The 10762-nt window shown below is 74.9% G+C and carries 9 protein-coding genes; 4 read left to right on the top strand and 5 right to left on the bottom strand.

Annotated features, from left to right (window positions below; translation table 11 throughout):
* The coding region (locus ACFT55_RS15535) for a DUF6716 putative glycosyltransferase (RefSeq protein ID WP_380244743.1) at positions 1–686 on the bottom strand (686 nt) is incomplete at its 3' end.
* Complete coding sequence (locus ACFT55_RS15540) at positions 683–1759, bottom strand: hypothetical protein (protein ID WP_380244744.1); 1077 nt, start codon at positions 1757–1759, stop codon at positions 683–685. The genes ACFT55_RS15535 and ACFT55_RS15540, both read right to left, overlap by 4 nt.
* A gap of 193 nt (positions 1760–1952) precedes the next feature.
* On the opposite strand from ACFT55_RS15540, the gene ACFT55_RS15545 reads away from it, so the two are divergent.
* Complete coding sequence (locus ACFT55_RS15545) at positions 1953–3404, top strand: glycosyltransferase (protein ID WP_380244745.1); 1452 nt, start codon at positions 1953–1955, stop codon at positions 3402–3404.
* A gap of 22 nt (positions 3405–3426) precedes the next feature.
* The gene (locus tag ACFT55_RS15550; protein ID WP_380244746.1) at positions 3427–4698 is read left to right on the top strand and encodes a CDP-glycerol glycerophosphotransferase family protein; all 1272 of its coding nucleotides are present in this window, start codon (positions 3427–3429) and stop codon (positions 4696–4698) included.
* A gap of 6 nt (positions 4699–4704) precedes the next feature.
* Here the strand turns inward: ACFT55_RS15550 and ACFT55_RS15555 are convergent, their stop codons facing one another.
* The gene (locus ACFT55_RS15555; protein ID WP_380244747.1) at positions 4705–5976 is read right to left on the bottom strand and encodes a CDP-glycerol glycerophosphotransferase family protein; all 1272 of its coding nucleotides are present in this window, start codon (positions 5974–5976) and stop codon (positions 4705–4707) included.
* A gap of 176 nt (positions 5977–6152) precedes the next feature.
* Between ACFT55_RS15555 and ACFT55_RS15560 the strand changes: the two genes are divergently transcribed.
* The gene (locus tag ACFT55_RS15560) at positions 6153–7151 is read left to right on the top strand and encodes an ABC transporter permease (protein WP_380244748.1); all 999 of its coding nucleotides are present in this window, start codon (positions 6153–6155) and stop codon (positions 7149–7151) included.
* Entirely contained in the window at positions 7144–8103 is a 960-nt protein-coding gene (locus tag ACFT55_RS15565; RefSeq protein WP_380244749.1) for an ABC transporter ATP-binding protein, read from the top strand. Before ACFT55_RS15560 ends, ACFT55_RS15565 begins: the two co-directional genes overlap by 8 nt.
* Before the next feature lie 84 nt (positions 8104–8187).
* On the opposite strand, the gene cysC is transcribed toward ACFT55_RS15565, so the two are convergent.
* Positions 8188–9474 carry an adenylyl-sulfate kinase gene (gene cysC / locus ACFT55_RS15570; RefSeq protein ID WP_380244750.1) on the bottom strand — a complete coding sequence of 429 codons (1287 nt, stop codon included), beginning with the start codon at positions 9472–9474 and terminating at the stop codon, positions 8188–8190.
* Positions 9471–10511, bottom strand: coding sequence for a sulfite exporter TauE/SafE family protein (locus ACFT55_RS15575; RefSeq protein WP_380244751.1), 1041 nt, complete (start codon positions 10509–10511; stop codon positions 9471–9473). The genes cysC and ACFT55_RS15575 overlap by 4 nt, the downstream gene beginning before the upstream one ends.
* Between the last annotated feature and the right edge of the window lie 251 nt (positions 10512–10762).

Raw genomic sequence — 10762 nt, forward strand, 5'->3', positions numbered from 1 at the left:
GGCACGTGGGCGTGGGCGGCGAGCACCACGCGCCGCAGGGCCGCGCGGGGGGGCGCCGGGGCCTCGTCGAGGAACGGCAGCGGGGTGAGCACGAGGTCCGGCCGCGCGCCCTGGCGGGCGAACGCCTCGACGTACGGCCCCACCTCCACCCGCGCGTGCACGAGGAACGCGTCGCACCAGCGCCGCCACCCCGCGCCCTGGGGCGTGGCCGGGAGCGCCATCCCCGGCAGCCCGGCCAGCAGGGCGGGGCGCCGGCCGGCAGGCAGCGCCCGCACGACCTGCCCGGCCACGAGCTCGGCGACCGGGCCCGTCGCGGCGACGAGCACCACGTCCGGCCGGGTGCGGCGCACCAGGCGGCGGAGCGCGCCCGGGCCGAGCACCGGCGGCCGGCCCACGCCCGTGCCGCTCACCGCCGCGGCGGTCTGGCCCGCGGTCGGGGCGATGGGGGAGCGCACGACGACGGCCGACACGTGCGGGCCCTCGCCCGCCGCCGGGCCCTCGAGGCCGTCCGGTCCGGGGCGGCGGGAGGCGACGTCGTCCCGCAGGCGGGCGAGGGTCCACACGGCCCACTTGAGGTAGGAGTCGGAGTCCGCGACCGCGAGGACGCGGGGCGCGCGCCGCTCGACGCCGGGCGACGGGTCGACGGTGCGGGACAGGACGCGGGGGAGCGGGCGGACGAGCGTCATGCGGGCGACACGACGGCAGCCGTCGACAGGTCGCGACCGCCGGCGGGGCGGCCGAGGGCAACGGCCGCGCCCGGCGCCACTGTCGCGGTCGCGGTGGCGGCGGACTCCGCGGCCGCGCGGGTGGCGAGGGCGTGCGTGCGCCCGAGATGGCGGCGCAGCTCCGGCGTGGCGCGGTCGGTCCACCAGGCGTCCGGGACGCCCTGCGGCGCCACGACCACGCCGCGCGGGGCGAGCAGCCGCGACAGGGTGACGGCCGACGTCGACGGCAGCATGACCGTCCGCTGGCCGGGCCGCAGGCCGCGCAGGCGGATCTCGACGGGGGCGCCCGGCGCGTCCACCGTGACGCCCGGCAGCCGCTCCAGCAGGGCCGACACGAGCGGGTCGTGGCGGCGGTGCGGGACGTAGCGCACCGGCCCGTCGGCGGCGATCCCGCGCACCCAGGCCGCGTAGCGGTCGGCGTGCACCAGCCCGTCGGCCACGAGGGCGGAGCCGACGACGACGGTCGACTCGGCCGGCGCGTTGCGCTGCGGGCGCGAGCGCAGCCACGCGAAGTCGTGGGGCCGCACGGCCACGCCGAGGTCGCGCAGCCCGGCGAGCGTCTCGTCGTCCAGCGGGATCGTCGTGCACAGGGTGAGGCGGCCCGCAGCGACGACGCGGCGCAGCCGGCGCGCGGCGAGCGCGCCCAGGCCGTAGCGCAGCGGGTCGGGCGGTGCCGTCAGCCGGACGAGGGGGGAACCGGTGAGCACCCGCCGCGCCAGGTCGAGCGTGGCCAGCCCGTCGTCGACGACGACGAGGCGTTCCGGCGGCCGCGGCGCGCGCAGCAGCGCGGCCTGAAAGGCGCCGGAGAACGGGTCGCCCACCACCACGGTGTCGTCAGGCAGCCGGCGGGGTGCGGGCGCGGGCGCCACGTCGAGCCCGGCGGGCAGGCCCAGGGCGCGGACGGCGTCGATCCCGGCGGTGAGGGCCGGGACGTCGGCGCGGGCCAGCACGCGCGTGGTGGCACCGGCGTGGCCGGCGGCGTGCGCCTCGACGGCGCAGAGCAGCTGGAGCGGGGACTCGACGAGCGCGGTCACGCCGCCAGTCTCACCGCGGCGTGCGACGCGCAGGGGACGACGGCGTGGCCGCAGGGTGAACGTTGGGCAGCGCGGCCCGCCGCGGGGCCTGCCGCAGGGACGGCGCATGGACGGCGCATGGACCGCGGCCGACGACCGCGTCCGTGTGGCCGTGACCGCCGGAGACACCCTCGGGCGCCCTACGATGGGCCGGATGCTCGCGAGCCCCGGACCCCAGACGACCTCGCTCCCGCCCGGGAGCCACGCTGCCGCGACCTGGACGATCCCGGACGACTACGGCGGCATGACGTCGGCGCTGCTGCGCCGGTCGCGCGCGTTCGTCCAGGAGGCAGGGGTGCCCGTGCGCGTCCTCACCTTCTCGCCGGACCTCGACCTGGACGCCGCGCGCGCGATGCTCGAGGAGCGTGGCGAGCTGGTCCCCGGCCTCACCCTGCACAACGTGTGGCACGACGTGCGGTCGCTGCCGGACGAGGACGTCGCGCCCGGCCGAGGCGCCCGTCCCGCCGAGCGGCCGCGCGCCGAGCCGGGCGAGCTGGTGTGCACGGAGGAGAGGGCGGACGGCGAGGTGCTGCGCCAGCTGCACTTCCGGCCGGACGGCACGCTCGCCGCCGTGGACGAGCACGGTGGTTCCCGCCGCATCACCCTGTACGCCCGGGACGGCCGTCCCGGGCGGTCGTGGGCCTCCGCGTGGGCGCTCTACCGGCACTGGCTGGACGTGGTGCTGCCCGAGCGGCCCGCCTACGTCGTCGTCGACAGCAAGACGCTCGTGAAGTTCTTCGCCTCCGTGCAGCGACGCGACCTCTACACGGCCCACCTGGTGCACGGCGCGCACCTGTCGGCGGCGGCCACCGACGCGCACGGCCCGCTCACCGTGGCACGCACGCCGCTCGTCGAGCACCTCGACGACTACGACGCCGTGGTCTTCCTGACCGACGGGCAGCGGCGCGACGTCCTGGACCGGGTCGGTCCGCGCGACCACGCCTACGTGGTGCCCAACAGCACGGACCTGCCGGACGGGCCGCTGCCGGAGCACGCGGACAAGTACCGCGGGGCCGTCCTGGCCTCCCTGCACGGGCGCAAGCGGGTGGGGCAGGCCGTCATGGGCCTCGGGCGCGCGGCGCGGCGGACCGGCCTCGACCTCACCCTGGACGTGTACGGCGACGGCCCGATGCGGCCGCAGGTGGAGGCGCGCGCGGCGAAGGTGCCCGGGGTCACCCTGCACGGCTTCGTCCGGGGCGCCGCCGACCGGCTGGCCGACGCCTCGTTCCTGCTCCTCACCAGCCGTGCGGAGGGCCTGCCTCTCGTCTTCGCGGAGGCGATGGCCCGCGGGTGCGTGCCGATCGCGTACGACATCCGCTACGGGCCGGCCGACATCGTCACCGACGGCGTCGACGGCTTCCTCGTGCCCGACGGCGACCTCGACGCGCTCGCCGCGGCGATCGAGCGCTTCGTCACGCTGGACGACGCGACGGTGCGCGGGATGCGCGAGGCCGCGGTCGCGACGGCCGCGCGGTACTCGGACGCCGCGGTCGTCGAGCGCTGGGCCGAGGTGCTGCAGGACATGACCCGCCGCCGTCCGCCGTCGGCCCGCCGGCCGAGGACCCTGCGCCGGCTGGCCGGTATGCTGCGACGCGTCCCCCGCTGATCGACGACGCCCCTGGAGACCCATGCCTGCGACACCCCGGGGCGCCACGCTGCGGCGCCGGATCCGTTCCCTGGGAGGCAAGGTCGTCCGGCGGCTGGGGCTGCTGCCCGGCGGCATGCCCGACGGGCTCGGCGAGGACCAGGCGCTGCTCGGGACGTCGTGGCCGTACGAGGTGCTGGTCTACTTCGCGGACACCCCCGAGGCGCTCTACCAGATCGAGCAGTGGTACGACACGTTCCGGGCGCTGCACGCCGAGCACCCGGTGGTCGTCGTCACGCAGGACTCGCGCACGGCCCGCGCGATCCGCCGGGACAGCGGCCTGGACGTGCGCACCGTGGCGCACTACACGACGCTCGACGACGTCCTGGGCCGGTCCGCGACGAAGCTCGCGCTGTACGTGAACCACAACCCCGAGAACTTCACCTGCCTGCGGTTCGGGCAGCTCGTGCACGCGTCGTTGATGCACGGCGACAGCGACAAGCTCGTCACCGTGTCGAACCAGACGAAGGCCTACGACTTCTCGTTCGTCGCCGGGCAGGCCGCCGTCGAGCGCATGGCGCGCTTCAGCACCCTGTACGACGCGCACGCCCGGTGCGTCCCGGTGGGCCGGCCCCAGCTCGACGACCAGCTGCGCCTGCGTGCAGGGACCCCGCGGGGGCCGCTGCCCACCGTGCTCTACGCGCCCACCTGGGAGGGCGGGCAGCCGTCGGCCGAGTACGGCTCGGTCGCGACGCACGGCCTGGCGGTCGTGCGGGCCCTGGTGGAGTCCGGCCGCTACCGCGTGCTCTACCGCCCGCACCCGCTGACCGGGGTGCGGGTGGCGGCCTACGGCGACGCGGACGCCGCCATCCGCGACTACCTCGCGAGCGCACCGGCGCCGGCGGACGGCCCGGCGCACGGCACGGACACCCACGGCGACGTCGCGCCGGCCTTCGCCGCGGCGGACCTGCTGGTCTGCGACGTCTCCGGCGTCGCGATGGACTGGCTCGCCACGGGGGAGCCGATCGTGGTGACCCGCCCGGTGGGCGACGTCATCATCGCGTCGAGCCCCCTGCTCGAGCTCGCCCCGCAGCTGCCGGTGTCCGCCCTCGGCGACGTGGTCGCCACGGTGGACCGCGAGCTGACCCAGGACCCGACGCGCGGGCAGCGCCTCGCGCTGCGGGAGCACTACCTGGGCGACACGGCGCCCGGGGCGTCCACGCGCCGGTTCGTCGCGGCGTGCGAGCGCCTCATGGAGATCCGCGACCGCGAGGTCGCGCGGATCGCGGCCGGGGAGCCGCCCGCTGCGGGCTGACCGTTCTCAGCCGGCCGACGTGCCGGGGCGGGCGGCGACCATCGCGTCGCGGCGCTCCACGCAGCCGTCCACCAGCTCGAGGAAGCGCCGGCTGCTCTCGCCGCGCACGAAGCCGAAGTAGTGGTCGCGCAGCCGGACCCGCTCGTCGTGGTGGGGGTCCGCGGCGAGGTTCGCGGCGAGGAGGCCGGCGACGTCGCCGACGGAGTCGCCGTCGACGATGTCCACCGCGCCGGCGACGGGCGCCTCGGCGAGGATCCGGGTGCGGTCGGTGCGCCGGTCGGTGAGCACGATGGGCGCGTCGGGTCGCAGGTAGAGGAAGTCGAGCCCGACGGACGAGATGTCGGTCACCAGCAGGTCGGCGTCCTCGAAGAGGCCGAGGATGTCGGCGCCGAGCGGCTGCGCGTGGGGGGCGCCCGCGGCGGCGAGGAGACGCACGATCTCGGTGTGCGCGGCCACGATCGCGGGGTCCTCCGCGGTGAGCACGCGGGGGTGCGGCTTGTAGACCACGCGGACGTCCGGGCGGGCCAGCAGGGCGCGGACGATCGCCACGCCGTAGCGGTCCAGGGACGTGTAGTTGTTGGCGTCGTCCTCGCCCGACCAGGTGGGGGCGTACAGCGCGGTACGACGGCCGGGGGCGGCCCCCAGCACGGGCGGGACCTCCAGGTCGAGCTGAGGGCGCCCGCACACGACCAGCCGGTCGAGGTCGAAGTTGATCAGCGCCCGCCGGTGCCGCTCGACCGCCGCCTGCCCGGCGACGACGACGTGGTCGTAGGCCTTGGCCTGGTTGGAGACCATCGAGATCTTGTCGGACTCGCCGTGGTTGACGTGCACGTGCAGGGCGCGCTGGTAGATGAGCGACTGGAAGTTGCGCCAGCCGTTGTTCACGTAGATGACGGTCTTGACGTCGATCTGCTCGTAGAGGCGGCGCAGCCCGTCGAGCTGGAGGGCGAACAGCACGGGGAGGTGGGTGGTCGCCCGCAGCTCCTGGGTGAGCTCCCAGTTGCGGGTGACGACGGCGAGCGGGTGGTGCTCGGCGACGCGCTCGAGCACCGGCAGCCACTGCCGCAGCTGGTAGGCCTGGTCCGTCGTGTCCGCGAAGTAGGCGACCACCGGGTACAGGGGCAGCCCCTCGATCGGAGGGGAGAGCTCGGGCGGCTCGTCGCCGAGGGCGCGGGTCATGGCCTGCTTGGCGCGGACGCCCGCGCTCAGCAGCGCTCGGGCGGCCGCCCGGCGGGCACGCTGCGGCAGGGTGGGCTGCGGTGGGACGACGTGCGGCATCGGTGTCTTCCTGGAGGCGGGTCCGGGGGCGGGCCTGACGGCGCACCGAGTATTCCACGGTGCCCCGGGCCTATTGCGGGCACTCCCGGGAGCGTTTTCGGGGTGGGCTCCCGCTGTACTATCGACGGGGCCTGTCAGCCGCGGGCCGTACCTCAGAAGACGGGTATGCAAGTTACGTGACCACCGACACCACCACGGGCGCCGCGTCAGGCGACCGCGGGAAGCCGGGGCCTGGCCGAGACACGCTCCGCCCCCCGGACCCGATCGTGCCCGGCACGTCGTCGCAGGAGCGGCAGGCGATCGCGGAGCAGTACGGGCTGCGCCCCATGGGCGTCCGGCCCCCGCTCGGACGGTACGTCCGCGACGTCTCCTCCCGCTGGGCGTTCATCCGCGTGCTGGGCACGGCGACCGCCTACTCCAAGAACCAGAACAACTATCTGGGCCAGCTGTGGGCAGTCCTCAACCCGCTGCTCAACGCGATCGTCTACGTGCTGATCTTCGGCGTGCTGCTCAAGGCGACCCGCGGCCTGGAGAACGCCATCGCGTTCATCACCATCGGCACGTTCCTGTACCGGTTCTTCGAGCAGTCGGTGCACGCCGGGTCGCGGTCGATCGCGCAGAAGTCGAACCTCATCCGGTCGCTGCACTTCCCCCGGGCCGTGCTGCCGATCGCCCAGGTGGTGTCGCTGCTCACCACCCTCGTGCCCGCGCTGCTCGTGATGCTGGCGATCGTGCTGCTCAGCGGCCTGCTGCCGACCTACGCGAGCGTGCAGGTGACGTGGAGCTGGCTCCTGCTGCCCGCGCTCGTGGCGCTGCTGTGGATCTTCAACACCGGGATCGCGTTCGTCGTGGCCCGCGCCGTGGCGATCACGCCCGACCTCGACAACATCCTCGGGTTCATCCTGCGCCTGGTGATGTACGGCTCCGGCGTGATCTTCCCGGTGACGCACTACGTCGACAACCTCCCGGAGAGCGTCCAGGGCTGGGTCGGCCCGATCCTCGAGTACCAGCCCATCGGGGTCTTCCTCTACCTGGGTCGCTCGATCCTGACCCAGGAGCCGACGATGCCCCACGAGCCGTGGATGTGGGCGTGGGCGGTCGGCTGGGCGATCGTGGCGTTCATCGCCGGTTTCATCATCTTCTGGCGTGGAGAGGAGCGGTACGGCCGTGACTGAGTCCGACCTTCATCTCGACGTCGACCTCGACGAGGAGTTCGAGCCCGAGGACCTCGCGGGGCCCAAGCCGGTCGCGACCCTCGGGGACCCGGTCCTGGTCGTCGACGACCTGCACATCGTCTACCGCGTCTTCGGCGGCAAGGCGAAGCAGGTCGCCGCCAAGGGCGGAGCCAACGTGCGCGAGGCCGAGGCGCCCAAGCGCTCGTTCCTGCGCCGGCTGGTGAGCTCGACGTCCCAGCACGTGGGTGCGGTGAGCGAGGTGCACGCCGTCCGCGGCATCTCGTTCGTCGCCCGGCACGGCGAGTCCATCGGCATCGTCGGCATCAACGGGTCCGGCAAGAGCACGCTGCTGCGCGCGATCACCGGCCTCATCCCGCCGAAGTCCGGCTCGGTCTTCGTGGCCGGCGAGCCTGCGCTCCTGGGGGTCAACGCGGCCCTCATGCCGCAGCTGTCGGGGGAGCGGAACATCTGGATCGGCGGTCTCGCCCTCGGGCTGACGCCGAAGCAGGTCGAGGAGCGCTTCGACGACGTCGTCGACTTCGCCGACATCGGCGACTTCGTCTACATGCCGATGCGCACGTACTCGTCCGGCATGGGCGCCCGGCTGCGGTTCGCGATCTCGTCGGCGGCCACGCCGGACATCCTCATGATCGACGAGGCGCTGGCCACGGGCGACGCCGCGTTCAAGGCGCGCTCGAAGGCGCGCATCGACGAGGTGCGCAAGAACGCAGGCACGATCTTCCTGGTCAGCCACTCGATCAGCACGATCGAGGCGATGTGCACCCGCGTCCTGTGGGTGCACCAGGGCCAGCTCGTCAAGGACGGGCCGACCGACGAGGTGCTCGAGGAGTACCGCACCTTCGTGCGCGCCCACCGGGAGGCGAACTCGTCCGGTCGAGCCGGGGGCGTCGGCCCGCGCGCGCGGCGCAAGAAGAAGGCGGCGCAGGACTGACCGCACCCTCGTGAGCACCGCTCGAGCCCGCCCGGACCAGGTCCGGGTGGGCTCGAGCCGTGCCAGGGAAAACGCCGAGGAGGGTCAGTCGGCCAGCCGCTCGGCGAGCGCCGCACGGACCTGCGCGACGGCGTCGGCCACGTCGACCTGCGACGTGTCGATGACGAGGTCGGCGTCGGTCGGGACCTCGTAGGGCGAGGAGATGCCGGTGAACTCGGGCACCTCGCCGCGGCGTGCCTTCGCGTACAGGCCCTTGCGGTCGCGGGCCTCGCACACCTCCAGCGGGGTGCTGACGTGCACCAGCAGGAACGCGCCCGCGGGCTCGGCGAGCGCCCGCACGCGGGCGCGGCCCGAGGCGAACGGCGCGATCGGGGCGGCCACGGCCACGCCGCCGTGGGACGACACGAGCGAGGCCACGTAGCCGATGCGCTCCACGTTCAGCTCGCGCGACTCCTTGTCGAACCCGAGCCCCTTGGACAGGTGGTGGCGCACCTCGTCGCCGTCCAGCAGCGTGGTGTGCAGGCCCTCGTCGTCGAGCTCCGCCGCGAGGGCGCGGGCCACGGTCGACTTGCCGGAGCCGGACAGCCCGGTGAAGAACACGACGGCGCCCTGCCGGCGGGCGGTGCGGGCCGCGCGGGCGAGCTCGCCCGCGGCGGGCTCGTCGTAGAGCGCGGACACCTCGTCGGCCCACAGCGAGCCCAGGCGGTCGACCCGGGCCCGGTCCTCGGGGGAGCGGTGCGCGGCCAGCACCTCGGTGCGGGACGCGCCGTGGCGGGCGCCGACGTCGGGCCAGCGCAGCGCGTCGGGGGCGTCGGCCGGCCAGGGCACGACGACGACCTCGGCCTGGCGGCCGGCGCGGTCGAGCCGTGCCACCAGGTCGCGGGCCACGCGCACGAGCCCAGGCGCGCCCACGTGGCCGGCGGCGGGGGAGCGGCGGGACGCGGGCACCAGGAGCAGGACCTCCCCGGCGTCGCCGACGAGCGCCGGCAGGGCCTCGACCTCGGAGCGCGTCGGCGGCTCGGTGACCACGACCGCGACGGCTGCTCGCGTGCCGGGGCGCACCTCGTCGGCCGCCCGGCGCAGCGCGGGGTCCCAGTGCGGGCCTGCGGCGCGCGCGAACGGCTTGACGGCGCGCGGCGCGTCGTCGTCGACGACGACGGCCAGCGGCGTGTTCTCGGCGTCCGTCAGGGTGACGGGACCGGACGGCAGGCCGCGCGGGCGGATCCACGCGGCGCCACCGCCGAGCGCGAGCTCGAGCAGGTCGAGCTCGTCCGGGGACAGGACGTGCGTGGCGGTGGGGACGTCGGCGGGGGAGCCGGAGGTCGCGTGGGCGGGCTGAGTGGGCTGAGCGGCAGGTGTGGGCTCGGTCATGACGAGGGGGTGGCGTCCTTCGGTGCGGGCTCGGGCTGGCGTGCTGGCTGGCTGGCGGACTGGCGCGCCGGCGGGGTCGAGGGCAGGCCGGCGGGGTCGGTGGCGGCATCCTGCGCGGTGACCGTGCCGAGCGGCTTGGGCTTCGGGGGGAGCTTCTTGATGCGCTCCCGGACGAGGATCCACAGCAGGTTCCCGACGACGAGGGCGCCGACGGCGGCGGCGATCACGACGCCCAGCGACGCTCCCAGCAGCTTGAGGCCGGAGGCGAGCAGCAGGATCGCCAGCGCGCGGCGGATGATCCCGCCGGGCGCGCGGCTGGAGACGTGGGCGCCGAACCAGGCGCCGGGGATGGCGCCGATGAGCAGGGAGGTTGTCAGCCCGAGCTCGAAGTCCCCGTACAGGATGTGTCCCAGCGACGCGGCGGCGACCAGCGGGACGGCCTGCACCAGGTCGGTGCCCACGAGCTGGGAGGCCTTGAGCGCGGGGTAGAGCAGCAGCAGCACCACGATGATGATCGAGCCGGCGCCCACCGACGTCAGGCCCACCATCAGGCCGGCGACGGCCCCGAGCACCAGCGTCGGCACCTTGCGCACGACGACGTCCGGGCTGCTCGGCGCGGCGGGGCCCTCGCCGAGCGCCGTGCGGCGCTGGAGCATGCCGAGCACGGCGCGCACGACCAGGCCTGCGGAGGCGATCAGCAGCGCGACCCCGAGCACCTTCTTGAGGACCTCGTCGAAACCGTCCCCGAACGGCAGGTAGCGGATGAGGAGCGCTCCGGAGAACGCGGCGGGCACGGAGCCGATGCACAGCCACAGCACGAGCTGCAGGTTCACGGTCCGCCGCCGCAGGTGCACGATCGCGCCGGCCGGCTTCATGAAGAGGCTCGCGACGACGTCGGACGACACGGCCGTGAGCGGGTCCACGCGGAACACGAAGATCAGCATGGGCGTCATGAGCGCGCCGCCGCCCATGCCGGTCAGGCCCACGACGAAGCCCACGACGAGGCCACCGAGGACCAGCGGGAGGTCGACGCTCAAAAGGGCACCATTCCTATCGGATAAAACGAATTTCGATGTCGCGAACGCTCTCTCAGGACTTCATTCCTGGAATGGTAGCCTCGGCCGCGGCCCGCCAGGGCCTCGTCCAGAGTCGCCAGCCGAGGAGCTGCATGTCGTCGCCCACCCCGCCGTACCCGGACCCGGAGCTGCCCGACGGTGATCTCGCCGTCGCGCTCGCCCGTGGCGCCGGCGAGGTGCTGCTGGCCCTGCGGGCCGAGGTGGACGTCGCC

Origin of the sequence: Isoptericola sp. NPDC057191, from assembly GCF_042670225.1 — a bacterium.
GTDB lineage: Bacteria > Actinomycetota > Actinomycetes > Actinomycetales > Cellulomonadaceae > Isoptericola.